Annotated in this window: 22 protein-coding genes; 13 read left to right on the forward strand and 9 right to left on the reverse strand. The window is 59.6% G+C overall.

The window, feature by feature from the left end; translation table 11 throughout:
• Positions 1-250 precede the first annotated feature (250 nt).
• Positions 251-946, forward strand: a complete 696-nt coding sequence (locus MWR57_RS08590; RefSeq protein WP_423124397.1) for an XTP/dITP diphosphatase — start codon at positions 251-253, stop codon at positions 944-946.
• 129 nt (positions 947-1,075) lie between these two features.
• Here the strand turns inward: MWR57_RS08590 and MWR57_RS08595 are convergent, their stop codons facing one another.
• Complete coding sequence (locus MWR57_RS08595; protein WP_423124398.1) at positions 1,076-1,789, reverse strand: YkgJ family cysteine cluster protein; 714 nt, start codon at positions 1,787-1,789, stop codon at positions 1,076-1,078.
• A gap of 299 nt (positions 1,790-2,088) precedes the next feature.
• Here MWR57_RS08595 and MWR57_RS08600 point away from each other — a divergent pair, with 299 nt between their 5' ends.
• The 6 genes from MWR57_RS08600 to MWR57_RS08625 all read left to right on the forward strand — a co-directional run bounded on the left by MWR57_RS08600 (position 2,089) and on the right by MWR57_RS08625 (position 10,560).
• Positions 2,089-2,289, forward strand: a complete 201-nt coding sequence (locus MWR57_RS08600; RefSeq protein WP_423124399.1) for a hypothetical protein — start codon at positions 2,089-2,091, stop codon at positions 2,287-2,289.
• Positions 2,290-2,301: 12 nt separating this feature from the next.
• Complete coding sequence (locus MWR57_RS08605; RefSeq protein ID WP_423124400.1) at positions 2,302-2,706, forward strand: MerR family transcriptional regulator; 405 nt, start codon at positions 2,302-2,304, stop codon at positions 2,704-2,706.
• 147 nt (positions 2,707-2,853) lie between these two features.
• The gene (ftsH, locus tag MWR57_RS08610) at positions 2,854-4,626 is read left to right on the forward strand and encodes an ATP-dependent zinc metalloprotease FtsH (protein WP_423124401.1); all 1,773 of its coding nucleotides are present in this window, start codon (positions 2,854-2,856) and stop codon (positions 4,624-4,626) included.
• 805 nt (positions 4,627-5,431) lie between these two features.
• Positions 5,432-7,966 (forward strand): bifunctional aconitate hydratase 2/2-methylisocitrate dehydratase, encoded by a 2,535-nt coding sequence (gene acnB, locus MWR57_RS08615; protein ID WP_423124403.1) that lies wholly within the window; start codon positions 5,432-5,434, stop codon positions 7,964-7,966.
• Positions 7,967-8,047: 81 nt separating this feature from the next.
• Complete coding sequence (locus MWR57_RS08620; protein WP_423124405.1) at positions 8,048-9,127, forward strand: AI-2E family transporter; 1,080 nt, start codon at positions 8,048-8,050, stop codon at positions 9,125-9,127.
• A gap of 197 nt (positions 9,128-9,324) precedes the next feature.
• Positions 9,325-10,560, forward strand: a complete 1,236-nt coding sequence (locus MWR57_RS08625; protein WP_423124406.1) for an MFS transporter — start codon at positions 9,325-9,327, stop codon at positions 10,558-10,560.
• Between the two features lie 2 nt (positions 10,561-10,562).
• On the opposite strand, the gene ilvY is transcribed toward MWR57_RS08625, so the two are convergent.
• Positions 10,563-11,438: an HTH-type transcriptional activator IlvY gene (ilvY, locus tag MWR57_RS08630; RefSeq protein WP_423124407.1), complete on the reverse strand. Its 876-nt coding sequence runs from the start codon at positions 11,436-11,438 to the stop codon at positions 10,563-10,565.
• 425 nt (positions 11,439-11,863) lie between these two features.
• Here ilvY and ilvC point away from each other — a divergent pair, with 425 nt between their 5' ends.
• The 6 genes from ilvC to MWR57_RS08660 all read left to right on the forward strand — a co-directional run bounded on the left by ilvC (position 11,864) and on the right by MWR57_RS08660 (position 16,722).
• Positions 11,864-13,336, forward strand: a complete 1,473-nt coding sequence (gene ilvC / locus MWR57_RS08635; protein ID WP_423124408.1) for a ketol-acid reductoisomerase — start codon at positions 11,864-11,866, stop codon at positions 13,334-13,336.
• A 286-nt stretch (positions 13,337-13,622) separates the two neighbouring features.
• On the forward strand, positions 13,623-13,970 hold the full coding sequence (locus tag MWR57_RS08640; protein WP_423124410.1) for a BON domain-containing protein: 348 nt from the start codon (positions 13,623-13,625) through the stop codon (positions 13,968-13,970).
• 152 nt (positions 13,971-14,122) lie between these two features.
• On the forward strand, positions 14,123-14,272 hold the full coding sequence (locus tag MWR57_RS08645; RefSeq protein ID WP_423124411.1) for a lmo0937 family membrane protein: 150 nt from the start codon (positions 14,123-14,125) through the stop codon (positions 14,270-14,272).
• A 51-nt stretch (positions 14,273-14,323) separates the two neighbouring features.
• Positions 14,324-14,545, forward strand: a complete 222-nt coding sequence (locus MWR57_RS08650; protein ID WP_423124412.1) for a DUF3185 domain-containing protein — start codon at positions 14,324-14,326, stop codon at positions 14,543-14,545.
• A gap of 105 nt (positions 14,546-14,650) precedes the next feature.
• A complete protein-coding gene (locus MWR57_RS08655; RefSeq protein ID WP_423124413.1) occupies positions 14,651-14,851 on the forward strand; it encodes an SHOCT domain-containing protein in 201 nt (66 codons plus the stop codon).
• 293 nt (positions 14,852-15,144) lie between these two features.
• Positions 15,145-16,722 carry an ammonia-forming cytochrome c nitrite reductase subunit c552 gene (locus tag MWR57_RS08660; RefSeq protein WP_423124415.1) on the forward strand — a complete coding sequence of 526 codons (1,578 nt, stop codon included), beginning with the start codon at positions 15,145-15,147 and terminating at the stop codon, positions 16,720-16,722.
• A gap of 97 nt (positions 16,723-16,819) precedes the next feature.
• Here the strand turns inward: MWR57_RS08660 and MWR57_RS08665 are convergent, their stop codons facing one another.
• The 7 genes from MWR57_RS08665 to hisC form a co-directional block, all read right to left on the reverse strand.
• Complete coding sequence (locus MWR57_RS08665) at positions 16,820-18,634, reverse strand: methyl-accepting chemotaxis protein (protein WP_423124416.1); 1,815 nt, start codon at positions 18,632-18,634, stop codon at positions 16,820-16,822.
• A 168-nt stretch (positions 18,635-18,802) separates the two neighbouring features.
• Positions 18,803-19,237: a rhodanese-like domain-containing protein gene (locus tag MWR57_RS08670; RefSeq protein ID WP_423124417.1), complete on the reverse strand. Its 435-nt coding sequence runs from the start codon at positions 19,235-19,237 to the stop codon at positions 18,803-18,805.
• A gap of 13 nt (positions 19,238-19,250) precedes the next feature.
• Positions 19,251-20,408, reverse strand: coding sequence for an aminotransferase class V-fold PLP-dependent enzyme (locus MWR57_RS08675; RefSeq protein WP_423124418.1), 1,158 nt, complete (start codon positions 20,406-20,408; stop codon positions 19,251-19,253).
• Positions 20,409-20,428: 20 nt separating this feature from the next.
• Positions 20,429-21,043 (reverse strand): sulfurtransferase-like selenium metabolism protein YedF, encoded by a 615-nt coding sequence (gene yedF / locus MWR57_RS08680; protein WP_423124419.1) that lies wholly within the window; start codon positions 21,041-21,043, stop codon positions 20,429-20,431.
• 19 nt (positions 21,044-21,062) lie between these two features.
• Positions 21,063-21,410, reverse strand: coding sequence for a PilZ domain-containing protein (locus tag MWR57_RS08685; protein ID WP_423124420.1), 348 nt, complete (start codon positions 21,408-21,410; stop codon positions 21,063-21,065).
• A 26-nt stretch (positions 21,411-21,436) separates the two neighbouring features.
• Positions 21,437-22,117 (reverse strand): (d)CMP kinase, encoded by a 681-nt coding sequence (gene cmk / locus MWR57_RS08690; RefSeq protein ID WP_423124421.1) that lies wholly within the window; start codon positions 22,115-22,117, stop codon positions 21,437-21,439.
• Positions 22,110-23,213: a histidinol-phosphate transaminase gene (gene hisC / locus MWR57_RS08695; protein WP_423124422.1), complete on the reverse strand. Its 1,104-nt coding sequence runs from the start codon at positions 23,211-23,213 to the stop codon at positions 22,110-22,112. Before hisC ends, cmk begins: the two co-directional genes overlap by 8 nt.
• Positions 23,214-23,278 lie beyond the last annotated feature (65 nt).

Below are 23,278 nucleotides of genomic sequence, written 5' to 3' on the forward strand. Positions count from 1 at the left end.
TTGAAAGAGACGCATGGGCCGGTTGCAGGATGAACCGTATTGCAAAAAACGGCTCCCATCATTGACCTAGGTCAAGTGCTGTAATTATCTTATGCAGAGACCGGCGTGGGAAACAAGGGCGAAGAACAAAGATCCCCAAGCGACCTGTCGCGCCTTCCCTTCCGTGGACCATATTGACTTCCGGCGGTGATGCGGGTAAATGATCATTCTTGCCTGGGCAGTGTCAGCGGCGACAAAAAGGAGAAAAATCATGTTCAATATATTGGTGTTGGCCACGACAAATAAGGGAAAGCTCAAGGAATTCCGGGAGCTGCTTAAGGATTTTCCCGTGGAGATCCGCAGCCTGGCCGATTTCGGCCCCATCCCCGCAGTGGTGGAAGACGGCGAAACCTTTGACGACAACGCCTATAAAAAAGCGCATTTCACCGCCAAGGTTCTGGGGCTGCCGTGCATTGCCGACGATTCCGGGCTGGCGGTGGAGGCGTTAAATGGGGCGCCGGGGGTGTATTCGGCCCGCTATGCCGGGGAGAATGCCAGCGATGCGGAGAATACCGCCAAGCTGCTTAAGGATATGGAAGGCGTTGCCAACCGCAAGGCCGCCTTCCACTGTGTCATCTCCATCGCCGTGCCTTCCGGCCCGGCCCTTACCTACGAGGGAACCTGCGAAGGCGAGCTGCTCACCGCGCCGAGGGGCGAGGATGGCTTTGGCTATGATCCGATTTTTTACTGCCCCACCTTGGGCAAGACCTTTGCCCAAGCCTCCATGGAGGAAAAAAACCAGGTGAGCCACCGGGGCCGGGCCATGGCCGAGATGGCCGCGGAGTTCGAGCAGGTGCTCAAGTGGGTGAAGCAAAGGCTGACCGAGGAAAAGCCGGCCAAACCGGACCACGAACAGTTCGAGCACAACGACTGGTCCGAGGAGATCATGGTGCGCGAGGTGAAGTAAGGGTTTGTAACCGTCCAGCAGCACCGCATCTGCTTTGTCATCGGCCTGTCCGCATACTATATGTATGGCGGACAGGCCTCTTTCGCGCATCTACGGCAGCAGCGAAGCGGCGCTGCTAAACGGTTACAATTACTTGGGTAGCCGAGAATTTTGCATCCCGAACATATCTTTACTCCCCTCGCCCACTTGTGGGCGAGGGGAGTTTCTCTGCAAACTGATTCTTCCTCCCTCCTCGACACACTCCAGCCCAGACCCTGTGAGCTGCTTGAACAGCGGTCTGCCAAAGAGAAAAAACTCCATCTCCAGCGAAATTCCCACCTTGTGGGCAACCTCACCCCTGATGGCCAGATCGGCGCGGACCATTTCGGTGAGCCGGGCGAGGGAGTCCCGGTCCGTGTCCGCGAGCAGCTCGGTAAATTCCTTGCCAGGGCAGGCCCGTTCGTGGCGGTCGATTTCGGCGAGGATCGGGTCGTTGGGGTTGATCAGGTCGGCGCGGCGCAGGGTGTTTTGGTAGATGGTGGCCAAAAGCGCTTCCGGCTGCCAGCACTTTAGAATCCTGCAGGTTGCCGGGCGGTGCGCATAGATGGTGCAGCCGTTGTTGGCCTCGGCAAAGAAGAGGCAGGTCCAGCCACTGCCTTGCCCCCGGATCTTGAGCAGCTCCACCGGTACCGGTTCAAGCCTGCCGGTGGCCGGGTTGTACCCCCTCTCCCCCTGCCGGATGGTGAGCAACTGGTCGTGCCGGATATACCCCTGGCGGACAAGCGCAAGATCATCGCGGTTGAGGGCTGGTCCGCCTTTTCGGCAGCAGGTTCCGCATTGTCGGCACGTTGTGGGCTCTGTCATGTCTCAGGAAAGAAGGCGCAAAGGGTATTTCGGGCGCAATATGATCCTTCCTCGGTCCAAATGCGAAGCATTGTTAGCCCGTTTGCGCACGAATAATTCCGCAGATCTATTGCAAGGTTTCATGTACATTATTTTTTATACAGTTGCAGCTCTTTGTTTTTATTGAAAAAATTTATTCGACCCTGCTCCCTTCGGGCCCCTTCCGTTTTCCCTGGCATAGCCCTTGCGTATACCTAAGAGCAAAGCGGTGCACGAAATGATTCTGCGCTGCCCAGGACACATGAGACAGGAGGTCGGCCATGAAGAAAACACTTCGCAGCGAAAAAAAAGGCGCAGCCCCGGTCGTTATCCAGACCACTGCCAAGCTAGCCGAAACCTTCTGGTTTGTCAGCTCCTTTGTCATGTCCCTGCTCATGGGTCCTTTCGCGGCCCTGCCTGCCATCATCGCGGTTTTTTCGCTGAAGATCGATGGACCCATGCCTTTGGAACTGCCCCGTTAAGGAGGATTCGCCATGAATGCACCGTGCCGCACCCCTGAAACCTCCGCGCCCGTCTTTGTCCATCCTTTGCTGGCCGATGACCAGGCCGTGTTCACCATCAGCGCCGCCGCCGAGATGCTGGCCATAACCCCGCGCACCCTGCGGATGTATGAGAGCGATGGGCTGTTGTCCCCGGTCCGCCACGGCAAATGGCGCTATTACAGTCTGGATAACCTGAAATGGGTTTCCTGCCTGCGAAGCATGATCCACGAGCACGGAATCAGCCTGGCCGCCATCCACAAGCTGCTGCAATACACGCCCTGCTGGAACATCGCCGGCTGCCCTTTTGAAAAACGCAAGCTCTGCACGGCCTTCATGTCCAGCGGCTTGGTGCCGAAAAAGATCGCGCCCCTCGGCGACCGGACAATGTCCGCCTGATTGCTTGCGTCTTTCCGTCCGCATCGTGTACAAAGTAAAAAATAGGGATTTCGGCTAAAGGCTGAAGACTGAAAGAATCAGTTTTCTGGCACGATTTTTTCCTTCAGCCTTCAGCCTTTAAACCTTCAGCTTTTCATGAGGTCTGCCTTGAACCAATTCTACAAAAACCTGTCCATCTGGCTGGTCATCGCCCTGGTGGGGCTGTTGCTGATCAATCTTTTCAATCCCGCTGGCGAGCCGGTCAACCAGATCAGCTACAACGATTTTCTGGAAAGCGTCAATTCTGGCAAGGTGAGCCGGGTCACCATCACGGAAAATGTGGCAGAGGCCCAGGATCTGGTGGGCAACCGCTTCAAGACCGTGCTGCCGGACAGTCTGGAGCAGGTGCAGCCTTTTATGAAGGAGGGGATCACCCTCCAGGTGGAAAAGAAAAAAGAACCCCATTGGCTGCTGGCCATTCTCGGCTCCTGGCTGCCCATGATCGTCCTGGTGGGGCTGGGCCTGTATTTCATGCGCCAGCAGCAGGGCGGAGGCGGCAAGGGGCTGATGACCTTCGGCAAGAGCCGGGCGCGGCTCATCGAGGGCGAGGAATCCAAGATCACCTTTGCCGATGTGGCGGGCATCGAGGAGGCCAGCGAGGAGCTGGGCGAGATCGTTGATTTTCTCCGCGACCCAGGCATCTTTACCCGGGTGGGGGCCAAGATTCCCAAGGGCGTGCTCCTTTCCGGCGAGCCGGGCACGGGCAAAACCCTGCTGGCCCGCGCCATTGCCGGGGAGGCCCAGGTGCCGTTTTTCTCCATCAGCGGCTCGGATTTTGTCGAGATGTATGTGGGCGTCGGTGCCAGCCGGGTAAGGGATTTGTTCAAGGAGGCCAAGAAAAAGGCGCCCTGTATCATCTTCATCGATGAGATAGACGCGGTGGGCAGGCAGCGCGGGGTCGGGGCCGGCGGCGGCAACGACGAGCGCGAGCAGACCCTGAACCAGTTGCTCGTGGAGATGGACGGCTTCGAGGCCAATGCCGGGGTTATCATCATCGCGGCCACCAACCGGCCCGATATCCTGGACCCGGCTCTCAAGCGGCCGGGCCGCTTCGATAGGCAGATCGTCGTGCCCCTGCCCGATGTGCGGGGCAGGGAAAAAATCCTCAAGGTCCATGCCGCCAAGGTCCAGTTGGACAGCGATGTGGATATGTCCATCATCGCCAAGGGCACCCCCGGTTTCTCCGGGGCCGAGCTGGCCAACATGGTCAACGAGGCAGCCTTGATGGCGGCCCGTTTCGAAGTGGGCCGAATCTCCATGGCCCTCATGGAAAAGGCCAAGGACAAGGTGATGATGGGAGCGGAGCGCACCAGCATGATCCTGAGCGACAAGGACAAGCGGCTCACCGCCTACCACGAGGCGGGTCATGCCCTGGTGGCCCGGCTGCTGCCCGGCACCGATCCGGTGCACAAGGTGACCATCATCCCCCGGGGGAGAGCCCTGGGGCTGACCATGCAGTTGCCCACCGACGAGAAGCACTCGCAGTCCCGCTCCTGGCTGATGAACAACCTCTGCATCCTCCTGGGTGGCAGGGTGGCCGAGGAGATCGTTTTCGGCGATGTGACCACCGGGGCGGGCAACGACATCGAACGCGCCTCGAACATTGCCCGGAAGATGGTCTGCGAATGGGGGATGAGCAAGGAGATCGGCCTGTTGAACGTGGCCGGGCCCGATGAAATGGGGCGGAGCAGGCAACCCTACAGCGGGGAGACCGCGGTGCGCATCGACCAGGCCGTGACCGGGTTGGTGACCGAGGCCAGGGATACGGCGACCCGGCTGCTCAACGAGAACCGGGCGATTCTGGAGGCCATGGCCAAGGATTTGCTGGAGAAGGAAACCATCGGCAGCGAGGATATTGAGCGGTTGATGGCGGCTGGCTGATAATTGAGTGCTGTTCTTAGGGCGTTCGGCGGCGGGAGGAAACTCCTTCCGCCTTTTTTTGTTCCCTCTTTCTTCTTTTGCTTGCCCAAAAGAAGAAACAAGAAAAGGGCACCCGTGTCACTTGTCCCGCCGCTGGCGGGATTCCCTGCGCTCCTCGATACTGCCGGGGCTTTGCAAACTCGGCTAACGCCTCAAACAGTGCAAATCCCCTTTTCGGCAGCCTCTCCGGTGCTCGGCTGCGTGCCAATGGGAGTCTTATTCTCCCCCATTTGTCCTGCCGCGCCTCGCAGACGGGGGCGGGGAAAAACGCTAAAACTGTTTGAGGGCGAAGCCCGAGTTTTTTAGCGTCCCGCTCCCGGCGAGAAGCAAGGGAAGCCCGAAGGGCCAGGACTGGCTGGGGTGCTTTTTTCTTGTTTCTTCTTTTGGGCACGCAAAAGAAGAAAGAAAAACAGCAGAACGGCTCTTCTCCGGCACTCCCGGATGTCTGTGCCCGACCCTCATGTTCTTCTTGACAGGTCGAGCCCGGCAAGGGTAGGAATCTGGTTTGAAAAAAAATCACCGGACCATGTCCAGCATGGTCCGGTGATAAAAGTGCAGAATACAAGAAAGTCCCCTCTCCCCTGGCGGGAGAGGGATAGGGAGAGGGATAGGGAGAGGGGGAAGGTCCTGGTTGGGAGGCCGTTGCCAACTTCACCCACCCCCCAACCCCCTCCCGTCAGCAGTGTTAACGGCGAGGGAGGGGGAGTCTCATGTAAAAAGCTCACCGGGCCATCCCGGTTTCTTATTATGTAAGGAGGTCGTACCCATGCTGGAAGCGTATCAAAAACATGTTGCCGAGCGGGCTGCTCTTGGCCTGCCCCCCCTTCCCCTTTCCGCCGACCAGACCACCGCCTTGGTTGCGCTGCTGCAAAAACCGGCCGTCGGAACGGAAGCCACCCTGGTGGATCTCATCTCCAATCAGGTACCTCCGGGGGTGGATGAGGCCTCCAAGGTCAAGGCCGAATTTCTGGCCGGGGTGGCGCAGGGCAGGATCGTCTCGCCGCTCATCGACAGGAAGGCGGCGGTCAAACTGCTGGGCACCATGCTGGGGGGCTACAATGTGCAACCGCTCATCGATCTGTTGGATGATGCAGCCCTGGCCCCGGATGCGGTGGCTGCGCTTTCCTCCACCCTCCTGGTCTATGATTCCTTTAACGAAGTGGCAGCCAAGGCAAAAAGCAATGACCATGCAAAGCAGGTGCTCACCAACTGGGCCGAGGCGACCTGGTTCACCTCCCGCGCCCCCATGCCCGAGGAACTCACGGTCACCGTGTTCAAGGTTGCGGGCGAGACCAACACCGACGATCTTTCCCCGGCCTCCGAGGCGTGGAGCCGTCCGGATATCCCCCTGCATGCCCAGTCCATGCTAATAAACCGGCTGCCCGGTTCGCTTCCGGTTATCGAAGAGCTGAAGAAAAAGGAGCACCCCATCGCCTATGTGGGTGATGTGGTGGGCACCGGCTCCTCCCGTAAGTCCGGGGTCAACTCCATGCTCTGGCACATGGGCCGCGACATCCCCCATGTGCCTGCCAAGCGCACCGGCGGGGTGGTCATGGGTTCCACCATCGCGCCGATCTACTTCAACACCGCCGAGGATTCGGGCATGCTGCCCATCCAGTGCGACGTGACCTCCCTGGAGACCGGCGACATCATCACCATCAACACCCGCACCGGCACCATCAGCCGGGAGGGGCAGGTGGTTACCACCTTCAGCCTTTCCCCCGCCACCCTGCCCGACGAGGTGCAGGCCGGCGGGAGGGTCAATCTCATCATCGGCAGGGGGTTAACCGCCAAGGCCCGCGAGGCGTTGAGGCTGCCGCCTTCCACCCTGTTCCGGGAGCCGGAGGTTCCCAAGGACAGTGGCAAGGGTTACACCCTGGCCCAGAAGATGGTGGGCAAGGCTTGCAATCTTCCCGGAGTACGGCCCGGCATGTACTGTGAGCCCAGGATGACCTCGGTGGGTTCCCAGGATACCACCGGCCCCATGACCCGCGACGAGATCAAGGAGCTGGCCTGCCTGAAATTTTCCGCGCCCCTGGTGATGCAGTCCTTCTGCCATACCGCAGCCTACCCAAAGCCTGTGGATGTGAAGACCCATCAGACCCTGCCCGGCTTCATCAGCGAACGGGGCGGGATCAGTCTGCGCCCGGGCGACGGGGTGGTCCATTCCTGGCTCAACCGCATGGTTTTGCCCGACACGGTGGGCACGGGCGGCGATTCCCACACCCGTTTTCCCATCGGCATCTCCTTTCCGGCTGGTTCGGGCTTGGTCGCCTTTGCCGCGGCCACCGGTTCCATGCCGTTGGTCATGCCGGAATCGGTGCTGATCCGTTTCACCGGCACAATGCAGCCCGGCATCACCCTGCGCGATCTGGTCAACGCCATCCCCTGGGTGGCCATCCAGAAGGAGTTGCTCACCGTGGAGAAGAAAGGTAAGAAGAACCTCTTTGCCGGGACGGTGCTGGAGATCGAGGGGTTGCCCGATCTGGCCGTGGAGCAGGCCTTCGAGCTGGCCGACGCCTCGGCCGAGCGTTCCGCCGCTGCTTGCACGGTGCGGCTCAATAAGGAGCCGGTGGCCGAGTTCCTCCGCTCCAATGTCGAGCTTTTGAAAAGCCTGCTCACCCGTGGCTACCAGGACGCAGATGCCATCCGCAACCGGATCGCCGCCATGGAGGCGTGGCTGGCTGCGCCCGAACTGCTGGCCCCGGATGCGGACGCCGAATACAAGGCCGTGCTTGACATCGACCTCAATACGATCACCGAGCCGGTGCTGGCCTGCCCCAACGATCCGGACGATGTGAAGCTCCTCTCCCAGGTGGCGGGCACTGCCATCGACGAGGTCTTTGTCGGCTCCTGCATGACCAACATCGGCCATTTCCGGGCCTTGGCCAAAATTTTGGACAACCGGCCCCAGGTGGGGGTGCGCCTCTGGGTGGCGCCGCCCACCCGCATGGACGAGGAGCAGCTCAAGAGTGAGGGTCTGTACAGCATCCTCGGCCGAGCCGGGGCGCGCACCGAGATCCCCGGCTGCTCGCTTTGCATGGGCAACCAGGCGAGAACCCGCGACAACGCCGTGGTTTTTTCCACCTCCACCCGCAACTTCGACAACCGCATCGGCACCTCCACCAAGGTGTTCCTGGGCTCCGCCGAGCTGGCCGCGGTTTGCGCCGTGCTGGGCCGCATCCCCACCGTGGCGGAATACCACGCCATCCTTGCCGAACGGGTGACCCCCAAGGCGGATGAGGTGTACCGCTATCTCAACTTCCACCGGATCGAGGGGTACGCCGAGAAAGGCTGGTAGGGAAAAAGCCTTTTTTTGTTCCGGAGTTGGTACGATGCGGCGGAGGTCTGCGCCCGGATTTTCCTCAGAAAGGAGACAACAATGGACAAGAAAATGTATCTGAGCATCGTGGCTGCCATAGCCACGGCCACCGCGGTTTGGCTGTTTGCCCTGTTGGCGGCCCCCCTTGCCAAGCCTTTGGCGTGGGCTCTTATCATCGGTCTTGCGACTCTTCCCCACCATGACCGGTTGGCAAAGAAGTTTCCTCGCCATCCTAACCGCTCGGCCGGAGTGATGGTGCTTGCCATAACCATTTGCTTCATGCTCCCGGTTGCAGCCCTGATCATCATAATCGCCCAAAACGCCGTCGGCTGGTACAAGGAAGGCGAACAGCTCGTTTCGGCGTTCAGCACCGACGGGGCAGGCACTCTCAGCCAGTTTCCCCTTGCCAGCGGGATTATTTCCTTGGGAGAGCGGTTCGGCATCGATCTTTCCGGGGCCGGAGCAAAACTGGCTGCCACCGTTTCGGGATATCTCCTGCATGTGGCGAGCAACACCGCAAAAAATCTGGGGCAGCTCCTCTTTACCCTGGCGGTGGCGCTGTTCATCCTCTTTTTCGTCTACCGTGACGGGGCAAGGATTATGGCCGCGGCAATCGGACGGTTTGCCACCAACCAGGACAGAGCGCGCCATTATTTTTCCGAGATTCGCGCCACAATCACCGCCGTGACAGTGGGAACGCTCTTCACCTGTCTTGTGCAGGGCATACTCGCGGGGCTCGGATATTTTGTCGCCGGCGCCCCTGCCCCGGTTCTCTGGGGTGCGCTGACGGCGGTGGCGGCGCTCGTGCCGGTTGTCGGCACCAGCATTATCTGGGCGCCCCTTGTCGTCCTAGTCGCCATCAATGGCGCCTATCTCGCGGCGGGACTCCTGGCGCTCTGGTGCATTTTTTTCGTGGGCTTTGCCGATAACGCGATCCGGCCGCTCGCCATCGGGGCAAAGAGCAATATCCCTGCTCCGGCGATCGTGCTCGGAGCGATCAGCGGCGTGATCGCCCTAGGGATTCTCGGTCTTATTCTTGGGCCTGTTCTCTTCGCGATTCTTACCACTGTGTGGCGGGATGTAACGCGTGGCGAGCGGTTGATACACGCCGGCAAAAAGAGCACAAAACCACTCAAATGATGCTCCTGGTCAAAGATCCACGCTGAAAGGCCGGCAGGTTTTCGCCAGCGCATGGTTCTGTTCCGAGTGTCCGGCCTGTTGCAAAGCCCCTTCGGCGGTGGACCCAGGGCTGACACTGGTTGGGGGTTGCGAGAAGTGAAAGCCGGTGGTATTTCTGTCTGCTTTCCGCGAAAATTTTCCCGCAGGGAGCCGCAATCATGGAAAGCCAAGTGCATCCGACCCCTGTAACCGCGCAAACGGACGCGGAAAAAACAGCCTTCACCATCCTGGTCATGATCAGTGTCTGTCATCTGCTCAATGACATGATGCAGACCCTGTTGTCCGCGATCTATCCCCTGCTCCAAACCAATTACGGCTTGAGCTTTGCCCAGATCGGCATGATTACCCTCACCTTCCAGGGCACGGCCTCGGTCCTCCAGCCCGTGGTCGGTTTTTATATCGACCGGAATCCGAAACCCTATTCCCTGGCCATGGGCATGGGCCTTACCCTCTCCGGGCTGGTGCTCTTTTCCCAGGCGGGCAGTTATCCGGTGCTGTTGCTGGCCGCGGCTCTGGTGGGAACCGGCTCCTCGGTGTTCCATCCGGAATCGTCCCGGGTGGCGCGGATGGCTTCGGGAGGGCGGCATGGCTTAGCGCAGTCGCTGTTTCAGGTGGGAGGCAATGGCGGTTCGGCCATTGGCCCGCTGCTTGCCGCGCTCATCGTCTTGCGCCACGGACAAGCAAGCCTTGCCTGGTTTTCTCTCGCGGCCCTGCTGGCCATGTATCTGCTGATCAAGGTTGGCCACTGGTACAAAAAGCACGGGCTGACGCGGCTGCAATCACGGGCGAGCGCCACAGCGGTCCAAACGCTGCCCCGCGGCAAGTTGGCGCTGACCCTGGCGGTGCTGCTGGCCTTGATGTTCTCAAAGTTTTTCTACCTGGCCAGCATGTCCAGTTACTATATCTTCTATCTGATGGATAAATTTCAGCTCCCGGTGCGGAGCGCGCAATTGCATCTGTTTGTCTTTTTCGGCGCGGTTGCTGTCGGCACTTTTTCCGGAGGGCCGCTTGGGGACCGGTTTGGCCGCAAGGTGGTGATTTGGGGTTCGATCTTGGGGGTGCTTCCCTTTACCCTGGCCCTGCCCTATGCCAATCTGTTCTGGACCGGGGTGCTCAGCGTGCCCATCGGGGTGATTCTGGCCTCGGCTTTTCCGGCCATTGTGGTCTATGCCCAGGAACTCCTTCCGGCCAGGGTCGGCACGGTGGCCGGGATGTCCTTTGGTTTTGCCTTCGGCATGGGCGGGATCGGCGCCGCGGTGCTCGGCCATCTCGCCGACCTGACCAGCCTGGCCTTTGTGTATAGCCTGTGCTCGTTTCTGCCTGCCATCGGTCTGCTGGCCATCTTTTTACCGAACCTGGAAACGGAATCCAGGCGGCGGATGCGCCCGGCTTAACCTCACCGCACCCCGGCGATCTCCCAGAAGGCCTGGATCTTGGGGTTGCGCAGGTTCTTCTTTACGGTGCAGACCCCCAGGGAAAACGGGGCCAACCGGGGGAAAACCTCGAGCACCGCGATCTGCTCCTGGAGCGGGCTTTTTTCCAGCACCAGCAGGGGCACCACCCCGACGCCGCAGCCCAGGCTGACCATGGCGATGATCGCCTCGTTGCCCGCCACCTGGGCGTAGATGTTGGGCAGGATCTTTTTCGCGGCAAACCAGCGGTCGAGCCGCTCCCGGCTCAGTCCCTGCTCGGCCACGATCAACGGGGTTTTGCGCCAGTCGATCTCCGGGCCGTCGCGGATCACCGTTTCGGGGAAGGCCAGGGGCGCGATGAAGACCAGGGGCGTTTCGGTGAGCGGCATGAACTCCAGGCCGCTGGCCTGCTTATCCGGCAGGGCGTCGATGATCACCTCCACCTCGTTGTTGCGCAGCCGGGCCACCCCCTGGGCCGCGTCGCCGGTCTGGAGCTTGATGTGCACCTCGGGGCAGGCTTTGCGGAATCTGCCCAAGATGCCAGGGAGGATGGAATAGGCCGCGGTCACCGAGCAGTAGAGGGAAATGTCGCCGTGCAGGGTTGCCTCGCCGGCAAGGCTCTCCTTCAGCCTTTTCCAGCGCTCGATGGATTCCTCGGCATACTGCTTCAGCCCCTCGCCCGCCCGGGTCAAGCGCACCGAGCGGTTATCCCGGTCAAAAAGCCGCTCTCCCACCTCCGCCTCGATGCGCTGGATGGTGCGGGTCAGGGCCGAGGGCGTCACATGGCAGGCGCGGCTGGTTTTGCCGAAATGCAGGGATTCCGCCAGGTGGCGAAAGAGCTTGAGTTCCTCCATGTCCATGGTGCATTCCTTACAGGTGCTTCGACAGGCTCAGCACGAACGGGGATATATGACAAGGCGAAATTCCGTTCGCCCTGAGCCTGTCGAAGGGCATTTTGTGTGAGGTCGCGCGCGGGATGGTTGCTTCGCTCAACCAACAATTGTTGCAATTCTCGCAATACAATATCGCGAACAAGTCACTTGACGCAACAGAAAATGGGGCTATGATGGTTCTCGGAAGCAAGAAAAGAAAGACATGATTATCAGGTAACTATCCATTTTTATGGGGAAAGACTCAAAATACCCCCAACCTGTAACTGTTCAGCAGTGCCGCAGATGCGCGGAAGAGGCCTGCGAAGTGTGCTGTTGCACATAAGCTGGCCGATGACAAAGCAGATGCGGTGCTGCTGGACAGTTACATTTCCAAGACGATAAGGAGAAACACCATGGGAGAGAATTACTTCAACAGCCTGCCGCTGCGTTTGCAGCTTGAGGAACTTGGCCAGTGCCGCTTCATGGACTCCTCCGAGTTCAACGGGGTCAAGGCGCTCAAGGGCAAGAAGATTGTTATCGTCGGCTGCGGCGCCCAGGGGCTGCACCAGGGGTTGAACCTCCGCGACAGCGGCCTGGATGTTTCCTACGCCCTGCGCGAAGAGGCGATCAAGACCAAGCGCCAGTCCTACAAGAACGCGCACGGCAACGGTTTTGCCGTGGATACCTTCGAGAAGCTGATCCCCAAGGCCGATCTGGTCATCAACCTCACCCCGGACAAGCAGCACACCAAGGTGATCAAGGCGGTCATGCCGCTGATGAAGAAAGGGGCGACGCTCTCCTACTCCCACGGCTTCAACATCGTGGAAGAAGGCATGCAGATAAGGAAGGACCTCACGGTTATCATGGTTGCGCCCAAGTCCCCGGGCACCGAGGTGCGGGAGGAGTACAAGCGCGGCTTCGGCGTGCCCACCCTGATCGCGGTGCACCGCGCCAACGACCCCCAGGGCAAGGGCTGGGAGCTGGCCAAGGCATACGCCTGCGGCACCGGCGGCGACCGGGCCGGGGTGCTTGAGTCCTCCTTTGTCGCCGAGGTCAAATCCGACCTGATGGGCGAGCAGACCATCCTTTGCGGCATGCTCCAGGCAGGCTCCTTGCTCTGCTACGACAAGATGATCGAAAAGGGCATCGAGAGCGGTTATGCCTCCAAGCTTGTCCAGTACGGCTGGGAGACCATCACCGAGGCCCTCAAGCACGGCGGCATCACCAACATGCTGGATCGCCTTTCCAATCCGGCCAAGATCAAGGCGTTTTACCTTGCCGAGGATCTCAAGGAGATCCTGGCCCCGCTCTTTCACAAGCACATGGACGACATCATGAGCGGCCATTTCTCGCAAACCATGATGGAGGATTGGGCCAACAACGACAAGAACCTCCTCAAATGGCGGGCCGCCACCGGCAAAACCGCCTTTGAGAAATCCACCTCCACCAAGAAGAAGATCAGCGAGCAGGAGTATTTCGACAACGGCATCCTCATGGTGGCCATGGTCAAGGCCGGGGTTGAGCTGGCCTTCGACACCATGGTTTCCGCCGGGATCAAGGAGGAGTCCGCCTACTACGAGTCGCTGCACGAGGTGCCGCTCATCGCTAATACCATCGCGAGAAAGAAGCTCTACGAGATGAACGTGGTCATCTCCGACACCGCCGAGTACGGCTGCTACCTCTTTGCCCACGCCGCCGTGCCCATGCTGGCCAAGTTCATGAAGAAGATCGACACCGACGTGATCGGCAAGGGTCTTTCCGTGAAGGACAACGGAGTAAACAATATCGAGCTGGTTCAGGTCAACGAGGCGATCCGCTACACCGGGGTCGAGGAGATCGGGGCGGAATTGCGTTCCTACATGGGGGCCATGAAAGCCATTCTGTAATTGCACAACAAAAAAAATTGCGTATCAAGGGGAGCCCGCAAGGGTTCCCCTTTTTTGTTTCCGCAGGCGTAGCCTAACAAAAAATGCCGTGCCCCCGGGCAAGGATTTTGTGATACACTCTTTATATCTGTGGTGTGTGTTTGTTCGTACAATCAGCCAAGACAGAGGAGGGAAAAAGAATGAGAAAACGGGCATGGGTCGGTTTGGTCATGGTTTGGCAGAGCCGGAAGTAGCTTTTCCGGCCGGAGGAAAACCAAGAATAAATTCATTCACAAGGAGAATCATCATGAAACTGATCAATCTGTTTGGGAGCTTTTTTCTCGTTATTCTGCTGGCTTCTTTTTTGGGCTGCGCCTCGACGGCAAAACAAGAGGGAACCGGAGAGTATATTGACGACACGGTCATTACCGCCAAGGTAAAGGCGGAAATTCTCGGGGAGCCTTCGCTGAAGTCCAGCGAGATCAACGTGGAAACGTTCAAGGGCGTGGTGCAGTTGAGCGGCTTTGTCAATTCCCAGGCCGATATCAACAAAGCGGTCGAGGTTGCCCGCACCGTCAAGGGGGTGACCTCGGTCAAGAATAGCATGCTGGTTAAGCAGCAGCCGAAGAAGAAAAAGGTTATTGAGGGCTGCTAAGCGCGGCCTCGATTGCATCGTAAGCAGGCAGTAACGCGGCTCGGCTGCGCCAAATCCTATTGTGCTTCCCGGAGAGTTGCTCCGGGAAGCAAGTGGCTCGACAGAGACATTCCTCTCCGGGTTCACCACCAGAAGAAATAAAGGAGGCTCATATGTTGTGGACGATTGCCGTGATACTGATAATTCTCTGGGCCTTGGGATTGGTCAGCAGTTACACGCTGGGCGGTTTTATTCATCTCCTGCTGGTAATTGCCATTGTTGTTGTGCTGCTCAACGTCATTCAGGGCCGGCGCCGCCGGTAACTGACGGGAGAGGTTTTCTCTTCCGCCCGGTTGATAACCGAAAGGACCTAAATGAAAACAAACACGCTGATAGCCATCGTTCTCATCGCCATAGGGATTCTGGCCCTTGCCTATCAAGGCATCACCTACACGACCCAAGAGAAGGTCGTTGATCTCGGCCCTATCCAGATGACGGCGGAGAAACAAAAGACGTTTCCGCTCCCGCCGGTCGTGGGGATCGCTACCCTGGTGGGCGGTATTGTTTTACTGGTTCTAGGGAAAAAAAATGGCTGAGGGCTGCGGAACGTTTCAACAGCGCGGAGGTTGTTTTTCTGCGCCTATTGGGAAAGAGGTGGAACAATGTGGGGATATGATTGTTGGTCCGGATGGGGGCATGGCATGGGGATTGGAGGGGTGGTCATGATGCTGGTGTTTTGGGCGCTGCTTGTTGCCGGAATCGTTGTGCTTGTCGGCTGGCTCAGAAGGAAGGACTTCCCCGGCCAGAGGGAGACGCCGCTGGATATTCTTAAAAAGCGTTATGCCCAAGGCGAAATAGGCAAGGACGAATTTGACCGGATGAAAAAGGATCTGGAATCATAATCGAGTTGGTTCAGGCAACGAGGCGACCCGCGCCATCGGAGTCGAGGAGATCGACGCCGAGCTGCGCTCCTCCACGGGGAGCCATCAAGGCCATTCTGTAATCCTGGTTTGAGAAAAATGGCGTATCAATCGGAAAGGGGAGCCCGCACGGGCTCCCCTTTTTTGTCGCGCGCCGCTCGCGGTTTCAGCCCGGCAAAAATTGCCTTGACCTGCTTCAAGTTTCCCGTGCTATACTTTTCATGTCATGGGAGTGTATTTTTCCTAAAATCACCCACATAGAGGAGGCGCTGAGCATGAAAAAGCGGATATGGATAGGCTCGATCATGGCCCTGACCCTGGTCTGGGCAACCCCTGGTCTGGCGGCGACCAAAACGGCCAAGTCCGGCAAGGGCGTGGATGAGGCCACCTGTTTTTCCTGCCATGAAGAGGTCAAGGAGCTGAAGAAGAGCGGGAAACACGCGAGGCTTGCCTGTACCACCTGCCATTCCCAACTGGACGCCCATCTCGCCAACGCCGAGACCAAACCGGTGACCAGTCTCGATCTTGCCACCTGTGGCGGTTGCCACAAGGATCAGTTCAAGAGTTTCTACCGGGTCAACTATGATGCCCAGGCCCGCAAGGAAAAAGGCACCCCCACCGGCCGTTCTCCCATGCAGGACAAGCTTCTCGCCCCCCACGGCTTCACCAAGGAACATAACGAACCCCGCTCCCATCCCTTCATGGTCGTGGATCAGCTCACGGTGGACCGTTTTGCCGGGGGCCGCTACCAGTTCAAGAACATGTTCGGCATGACCCAGCCGGGCAAGACCTGGGATGTGCTGGAGGATACGGGCAAATTGCTGCCCTACACGGCCAAGGCCGGGAACTCCGTCTGCCTGCAGTGCAAAACCTCAGACTTGATCCTGAAATGGAAGTACATGGGCGACAAGGACGAACAGGCCAAATGGGACAGATCCTCCGATGTCAACGCGCTCATCAAGGATGTGCATAACCCGGTGGGCTGTATCGAGTGCCATGACCCCCACGCCACCAAGCCGCGCATCGTTCGTGACGCCCTCATCGACGCCATTGAACGGGAGGGCGGCGCCCGGCCCTATGATGCCGACAAGGGCAAAGGAAAGGTCAAGGTCGTGGATTTCCGTGGTTTCCGCAAAATTGGCCTGCTCGACAAGATGGATTCCACCCTGTTGTGCGGCCAGTGCCATGTGGAGTACAACTGCAACCCCGGCTTCGAGCCGGAAAGCGGGGCCAAGGTGGGGATGGACGACCGTCGGACCAACCATTTCCCCATGAAGAATGCCTTGGATATTCTCGCCCACTACGACAAGCTCAAGTTCCGCGATTTCAAGCATGCGGTGACCGGCGCCAACCTGATCAAACTCCAGCATCCGGAGATGGAAACCTACTGGGGCAGCGTCCACGACAAGGCCGGAGTGCAGTGCCACAACTGCCATATGCCCAAGGAAAAGAACGCGGCGGGCAAAGCCTACACCTCCCATCAGGTGGTGCGGCCCAAGGATCATGTCAAGCAAGCCTGTTTGACCTGCCATCCCAAGTCCACGGTGGAGGAGAAGCTTTACCAGATCCAGGCGGTGCAGAACTACACCCGCGGCAAGATGCGCAAGTCCGAAGCCGCGCTGGGTGAATTGATCGATACCTTTGCCGCCGCCCAGAAGGCCGGCGTGCCGGAATCGGTGCTGGCCGAGGCCCGCAAGCAGCATGAGATTGCCCATGTGCTCTGGGAGTGGTGGACCGCCGAAAACAGCGATGGTTGGCATAATCCCGGTCTGGCCCGGGAGAGTCTGACCTCTTCCATCGCTGCCTCCCAGAAGGGGACACACCTGCTTAAGGAAGCGATGAAGAAAAAATAAGGAAAGAAAGAAGCGATAAAAAAAGGAACGGCGGGCTTGGCCCGCCGTTCCTTTTTTTAGGTCCTGTTTTCCTGCCGCAGCATGGGGTGTTGTTCTTTCAGTTGCCGCCACCCCGCACCAATCCGATCAGCATCTTCACCGTTTCCCGCATCTGTTCGGCTTGGGCGCTCAGCTCCTCGGAGGCGCTGGCTGCTTCCTCGGCGGTGGCTGCGTTCTGCTGGGTCACCGTGTCCAGCTCGGTAACCGCCAGATTGACCTGGCCTACGCCCGAAGCCTGTTCCCGGGAGGCTATGGCGATCTCCCCCATCAGCATGGCGACCTTGGCGGTGCTCTCGGCCACTTCCCGAAAGGATTGGTTGGTGGAGGTCACCAGCTTTTCGCCGGTTTGCACCTTATGCACCGTCCCCTCGATGAGCCCGGCGGTATTCTTCGCTGCTTCGGAAGCCCGCATGGCCAGGTTGCGCACCTCGTCGGCCACCACGGCGAAACCGGCTCCGGCCTCTCCGGCCCGCGCCGCTTCCACCGCCGCGTTCAGGGCCAGCAGATTGGTCTGGAAGGCGATCTCGTCAATGGTCTTGATGATCTTGGAGGTTTCCTCGCTGGCCTGCGAGATTTCCGCCATGGACTGGGTGAGTTGGCCCATGGAGGTATTGGCTGTGTCGATCACCCTCCGCGCCTCGCTGGTCAGGGCTTCGGCCTGCCCGACATTGTCGGCGTTTTGTTTGGTCACGGCGGCAATCTCCTCCAGGGAGGCGGAGGTTTCCTCGATGGCGGCGGCCTGATTGCTCGCCCCGTCCGCCAGGGACTGGCTCACCGAGGAAACCTGGCCGGCCGCCGAGGTCACTTCCTCGGCGCCGCTGTCCAGCTCAAGGCTGATCCTCTCCAGTGCGCCGCCGATCAGGGAGGAGAGATACGCCGCGAGTAAGGCGCTGATCAGGATAACCAGCAGGGCCGTGGCCGTGGTGACAATCAGCGAGGTCCGCGCCTGACGCATGCCGCTCTCCGCGTGGGCCACAAGCGCATCGGCAAGATGGGTTTCGATCTCCTTCATCAAGTCGATTTTGCCGGTCATGGCGTCAAACCAGCGTTCCGCATTGACACCGAAACCTTCCTCAATCTCCTCCTTGAGTTTGCCAAGCACGGTTTGCTCCATGCCCATTACCTCGGCAACCACGGGGGTTTTCATCTTTTCTTCATAAAAAGCTGTCCCCTGTTGCTCGGAAAACAGCTTGAAATTATTCAAAAAAGAAGACTGTTCGGAGAGGTTCTGCACGAACTTTCTCCGCATGCCCGGGGCAAACCGGTCATTGGCAAAGGTATTGTTCAGCACCGCCCGTTCGATGCCCATGCGTTCCTTGGCCTCGACAAAGTTGTAGTAGGCGGTGAGGGCCCGCATGGTTCCGGCATTGGGGGTGGTTCTGGCGATGAGGGGAATCGTGCCCAGAAATCGGCCGATTGCCCCGGTGTAAAAGGCTATGGCCTCGGGGGCGGCGAGGGTAAGGCTGTCCGCCTGCGAGCGGATCGCGCTGATGGCGCCGAACCCGGACAGTGCGTTCTGCAATTCTTGCGTCAAGGCCGGGTCCGTTTTGTCGGCCTTGGAATGGTTGAGAAAATCCTTAAGGGCAGCGATCCGCGCGTCGGTTTCTTCGCGCTGGGCCGGGAGCCGGTCACCGAATTTTTTCCCTTGGCTTCCCAGAAATCCCGCGGTCATCCCCCGTTCTTTCTGGGCTTCGTGGGCGATCTCGGTGATCAAACCAGCCATGGCGGCAAGCTCCTTGACCATGGTGGCTTGGGCAATGGTTTGATACCGTTCCACCCCGTTGGCAACCAGAATGACCGCCAGAAAAAAAACCGGGATGGAAACCAGAAGCCGCATCTGGTTTTTGATGGCAAGCGTGTGGAAGAAAGACATGGGGAACCCTCCTGGGAGCGGAAATGCGATGGGCCGGCGGCGGCACATGCGCCGGCACGACACGGAATGCGCGTACGGGATTATAATGATACTATCACGATCAGGTGGGAAAAAAGAATGACTTAAGTCAAGATCGGAATAATTCGCAAAAAGCGTGCGGGGAGTTTTTTACGGATGGACCAGGGGTAGTCCTGCGCCCCTCCAGGCGCTGATGCCGCCATCCAGGTTGTAGATCTCCCCATAGCCCTTGCCGGAAAAATAGCGACCCACCGCATAACTGCGTCCGCCCACGGCGCAAATCAACAGGAGGGGGCGGCCCGTGGGCAAGGTTGCCGCGCCCTTGGCGAGCTCGCCAAAGGGCATGAGGAGCGAGCCGGGAATGGACCCTTCGTACAGCTCCTCCGGCGAGCGGACATCCACCAGAACCAAATCCTTACGGCTGTCGATGAGGGCCTTGGCTTCTTGCGGAGGCAGGGAGCGAAAGATAGGAGATGTTCCCGCGGCGGCGGAAATCTGCGCATTTTCTGCGGATTCAGGGTCGGAGCAGGCGACGGTGACACAGAGCAGCATCACGGCGGCGATAAGGTGCAGGTATCGTTGCATGGGGTTCCAATGGTTATCGGGTTGCGTTGATTTGGTCCAGGGCGGCGAGCACGGTGCGGATATCCCCTTCGGTGTTGAAAAAGCCGGGGGAGAGACGCAGGGTGCCCTGGGGAAAGGTTCCGATGCTGCGGTGGGCTGCGGGCGCGCAGTGGAGCCCTGCCCTGGCCATGATTCCGTAATTGCGGTCGAGGAGAAAGGCGAGATCGGCCACGCTTTTGCCGTCCATGGTCAGGGAAACCGCAGCCCCTCTGGTGTCGCTGGGGGGGGGGCCGTACACGGTGACGCCCTGTATCTGGCTCAACCCCTCCAGCAGTATCCGGGTGAGGCGCGCTTCGTGGCGCCGGATCGTGTCCCGTCCGGTTTTTTTGATATACTCCAACCCCGCAGCCAGACCGCCGATGCCCACAGTGTTGGGTGTTCCCGCTTCATGGCAGTCCGGCATGAGCTGCGGCTGTTCTTCGAGTTCCGAATTGCTGCCCGTGCCGCCCATGGTCAGCGGCGGGACTACGAGCCCTTGCCTGAGCAGGAAGCCGCCGGTGCCGGTGGGGCCGAACAGCCCCTTGTGTCCGGTGAAGGCGAGAAAATCGATGCCAAAGGCTTCCATGTCCAGGGGGAAAACCCCGGCGGACTGGGCCGCGTCCACCAGAAGCAGCGCCCCGCCCTTGCGGGCTCCGATGGCACCAAGATCGGCCATGGCGCCGGTCACATTGGAGACATGGTTGATAATGATCAGCCGGGTCTTTGCGTTCAACTGCCTGGGGATATCATCCGGGTCGATATTGCCGCTGGGATCGGTTGGTAGAATCGTCAGGGAAATCCCCCGGGTTTTTTCCAGATACCGCAGGGGGCGCATCACCGAGTTGTGTTCCATGCCCGTGGTCAGCACCTGGTCGCCGGGTTGGAGCAAGCCGAAAATCCCCACATTGAGCGCCTCGGTGACATTGCTGGTGAATACTACCCGGCTCGAATCCGGGCAGCCGAAGAAATCTGCGACCAGCTCGCGGGCCTCAAAGATCACCCGGCTGGCAGCCAGGGAAAAGCGGTGCGCCGAGCGGCCGGGGCTCAGGGATATCTCTTGGATCAACCGGTGCATGGCCGCACCCACCTCCGGCGGCTTGGGAAAGGAGGTGGCGGCGTTGTCGAGATAGATGGGAGAAGAGGAATCGGGCATATGGGGGGCGAAGGGGGCCTTCAGTAGGGGCTGACCACTGTGGTGGCCTGGGCCATGGCGTCCATGATCTCGAACATGTTGGTGACCTGGCCCACCAGCAGGGAATCCTTGAGGTTGAAGAAATCGAGGCAGGTGCCGCAGGAGTAGATTTCCACCCCCTGGGCGGCCAGATCCTGCAACGGCGCGATCAGGTCGGATTCGGTGGCGGTGATTTTCACCCCTCCGTTGTAAAAGAAGATCTTTTCTGGCAGGGGGTTGAGGTTCTTGATCGTTTTGACATAGGCCCGCATGAGCACGCGGCCCAAGGCATCGTCGCCGCGGCCCATGGTCTCGGCCGGGATGACCATGACGATGCCGGTGGTGGGCAGGTCGCAGCGGTATTCCTCCGGAGCTGGAACTGCGCCAGCATCCTTGGCGGAGGTGTCCTTGCTGAGCGTGATGTGGCGGGTGTCGCCGGAGGCGCGTATTGTCACTGCGCAGCCCTGGCTCTTGCCGAAGCGGGCCAGATTGCTCTGGGCTGCCTCGTTATCGACCAGCACCTCCACCGAGCCTTGGGCCATGGAGTCGAGTAATTCCTTGGCCCTGATCACGGGTTGCGGGCAGGCCAGTCCCCGGCAATCAAGTACCGTATGCATAGTATTCCCCAGCCCTGCTTCAGTCATTGAAGCTTATCTGGTTCACCAGATCGCGGATGATATCCTGGGTCTTCGCATCGAGCTTGGGCGCGGCAAATCCTGTGTCGTAAAAATCAGGGTTGATGTCGTTGGAGCTCCACATGCTCTGCGCCTCGAAATAGAGATCCTTTTGCGAAAAATACCCCTCCGGCAGCATCATCCGCAGGTGATAGTTCCGGTTGGTGGGAATCCGCTGCTTGCTCACCAGCTTGAGGCCGCCGGTGGTTACATCCACGAGGTGGCCCAGGAGTTCGTTGGCCTCATCATCGTAGACTTCAAGGTAATAGACAAGGTGTCTGCGTTTCAGGGCTCTGGTCTCGTCGGTCATGACTTTCTCTCCTGTTGGCCGCTGGATCAACGGGCTGACTCGGCAATGCGCTCCAGCATGAAGGCAATGACCGCTTCGGGGCCCATGCTGGAAGAATCGACAAGAATGGCGTCATCCGCGGCTTTGAGCGGGGCAAGCGTGCGTCTGGAATCATCATAGTCACGTTTGCTGATCTGGTCCAGAATTTCCTGAAAATCGACGATCTGCCCTTTTTCCGCCAGTTGCTTCTGGCGGCGGCGGGCCCGCTCCTCGGCCGAGGCGTTGAGGAAAAATTTGCAGGATGCCTTGGGGAACACCACCGTCCCCATGTCGCGGCCCTCGGCGACAATCCCGCCCTTTTCTCCCAGTTGCCGCTGGAGAGCGGTGAGTTTTTCCCGCACCAGCGGGTTGGCGGAAACCCGCGAGGCGACCATGCCCATCTCCGGGGTGCGGATGGCCTGGGAAACGTCCTCGCCGTCCAGCAGCACCCGCACATCGTCATCGGTGTTGGGGGTCAGGGTCAGTTCGATTGCGGCCAAGGCTTTTGTGAGCGCGGGTGTGTCGGCCAGGTCAATCCCCTGCCGCTCAAGCGCCAGCCCCACCGCCCGGTACATGGCGCCGGTGTCCAGATAGGTAAAATGGAGCTTGGCGGCCAGCCCCCGGCTGATCGTGCTTTTGCCCGCGCCCGAGGGGCCGTCGATGGTGACGATGCCCTTGGGATCAAGCACGGTCCACCTCGGTGAGCGCAACGGCCAGCGCCTTGACGAAGCGCTGGTTTTCCGCGGGCAATCCCACGGTGATGCGGATATAGGTCGGAAAGCCGTAGGCGTTCATGGGCCGGACGATGACCCCCTGGTGGAGCAGGGCTTCGTAGAGCTTCTTGCCGTCACCCTTGACATCGATGAGGAAAAAGTTGGTCTGGCTGGGAAAGGGTGTACAGCCGAGCTTTTCCACCTCGCTGCCCAACCAGCCGATCCCCTCCCGGGTAAAGGCGATGGTTTTCTCGTAATGCTCGTCATCACCCAGGGCGGCCAAGGCGCCAGCCTGGGCGGGCAGATTGACGTTGAAGGGCTGCCGGACCCGGTGCAGGTAATCGGCGATGTCGGCGTGCATCAGGCCGTAGCCCACGCGTAAGCCCGCCAGGCCGTAGGCCTTGGAAAAGGTGCGCAGGGCCACCACCGGCACCCGGTGCTTGAGATAATCCCGGGCGTCGATGCGCAGAGCCGGTTCGACAAAATCCACATACGCTTCGTCCAGGGCGACGATCACCTGATCCGGCACCTTGTCGAGGAAAGCGCTGAAGGCCTCGTGGCTGAACACCGTGCCGCAGGGGTTGTTGGGGTTGTCGAGAAAGATGAGCCGGGTTTTTTTCGTGATCTGGCCGAGGATTCCGTCCAGGTCATGGTGCATGTTGACCAGGGGCACCACCCGGTTGATGCCGCCCTGGGCTTGAACCGCTTTCTGGTACACGAGAAAGGTGGGCTGGCTGGTGATCACCTCTTCGCCCGGCCCGAGAAAGGCCGCGATGAGCAACTGAATCACCTCGTTGGAGCCGTTGCCAAAAACCAGCTGGTTCGGGGATACGCCGATCTTTTCGGCCAGCGCCTGGGCCAGGTAATAGCAGCTGCCGTCGGGGTAGCGGTGCAGGTTCTTCAGGCTGTCGGAAACAGCTGCCACCGCCTTGGGCGAGGGGCCCAGGGCGTTTTCATTGGAGGCCAGCTTGATGGAGCCGGTGATGCCGTACTCGCGCTCCAGCTCTTCCAGGGGCTTGCCCGGCGGATAGGGGATGAGGCTTGCGATGTTGTCGCGCACAGGGAGTTTCATGGGCGTAAATCCTTCAATGCGGTATCCCGTCATTCCGGCGAAAGCCGGAATCCAGTTGTGTGAAC

This window comes from Hydrosulfovibrio ferrireducens (assembly GCF_046883345.1).
Classification (GTDB): domain Bacteria; phylum Desulfobacterota; class Desulfobulbia; order Desulfobulbales; family Desulfurivibrionaceae; genus Thiovibrio; species Thiovibrio ferrireducens.

Excerpts from the sequence above, each read along its gene's own strand:
- hisC (WP_423124422.1), bottom strand. The coding sequence starts at position 23,213 with ATGAAACTCCCTGTGCGCGACAACATCGCAAGCCTCATCCCCTATCCG.
- MWR57_RS08645 (WP_423124411.1), top strand. The coding sequence starts at position 14,123 with ATGTTGTGGACGATTGCCGTGATACTGATAATTCTCTGGGCCTTGGGA.
- yedF (WP_423124419.1), bottom strand. The coding sequence starts at position 21,043 with ATGCATACGGTACTTGATTGCCGGGGACTGGCCTGCCCGCAACCCGTG.
- MWR57_RS08595 (WP_423124398.1), bottom strand. The coding sequence starts at position 1,789 with ATGACAGAGCCCACAACGTGCCGACAATGCGGAACCTGCTGCCGAAAA.
- MWR57_RS08650 (WP_423124412.1), top strand. The coding sequence starts at position 14,324 with ATGAAAACAAACACGCTGATAGCCATCGTTCTCATCGCCATAGGGATT.
- MWR57_RS08665 (WP_423124416.1), bottom strand. The coding sequence starts at position 18,634 with ATGTCTTTCTTCCACACGCTTGCCATCAAAAACCAGATGCGGCTTCTG.
- MWR57_RS08670 (WP_423124417.1), bottom strand. The coding sequence starts at position 19,237 with ATGCAACGATACCTGCACCTTATCGCCGCCGTGATGCTGCTCTGTGTC.
- MWR57_RS08640 (WP_423124410.1), top strand. The coding sequence starts at position 13,623 with ATGAAACTGATCAATCTGTTTGGGAGCTTTTTTCTCGTTATTCTGCTG.
- MWR57_RS08600 (WP_423124399.1), top strand. The coding sequence starts at position 2,089 with ATGAAGAAAACACTTCGCAGCGAAAAAAAAGGCGCAGCCCCGGTCGTT.
- MWR57_RS08605 (WP_423124400.1), top strand. The coding sequence starts at position 2,302 with ATGAATGCACCGTGCCGCACCCCTGAAACCTCCGCGCCCGTCTTTGTC.
- MWR57_RS08685 (WP_423124420.1), bottom strand. The coding sequence starts at position 21,410 with ATGACCGACGAGACCAGAGCCCTGAAACGCAGACACCTTGTCTATTAC.
- MWR57_RS08590 (WP_423124397.1), top strand. The coding sequence starts at position 251 with ATGTTCAATATATTGGTGTTGGCCACGACAAATAAGGGAAAGCTCAAG.
- MWR57_RS08660 (WP_423124415.1), top strand. The coding sequence starts at position 15,145 with ATGAAAAAGCGGATATGGATAGGCTCGATCATGGCCCTGACCCTGGTC.
- acnB (WP_423124403.1), top strand. The coding sequence starts at position 5,432 with ATGCTGGAAGCGTATCAAAAACATGTTGCCGAGCGGGCTGCTCTTGGC.
- ilvY (WP_423124407.1), bottom strand. The coding sequence starts at position 11,438 with ATGGACATGGAGGAACTCAAGCTCTTTCGCCACCTGGCGGAATCCCTG.
- MWR57_RS08625 (WP_423124406.1), top strand. The coding sequence starts at position 9,325 with ATGGAAAGCCAAGTGCATCCGACCCCTGTAACCGCGCAAACGGACGCG.
- ilvC (WP_423124408.1), top strand. The coding sequence starts at position 11,864 with ATGGGAGAGAATTACTTCAACAGCCTGCCGCTGCGTTTGCAGCTTGAG.
- MWR57_RS08675 (WP_423124418.1), bottom strand. The coding sequence starts at position 20,408 with ATGCCCGATTCCTCTTCTCCCATCTATCTCGACAACGCCGCCACCTCC.
- MWR57_RS08620 (WP_423124405.1), top strand. The coding sequence starts at position 8,048 with ATGGACAAGAAAATGTATCTGAGCATCGTGGCTGCCATAGCCACGGCC.
- MWR57_RS08655 (WP_423124413.1), top strand. The coding sequence starts at position 14,651 with ATGGGGATTGGAGGGGTGGTCATGATGCTGGTGTTTTGGGCGCTGCTT.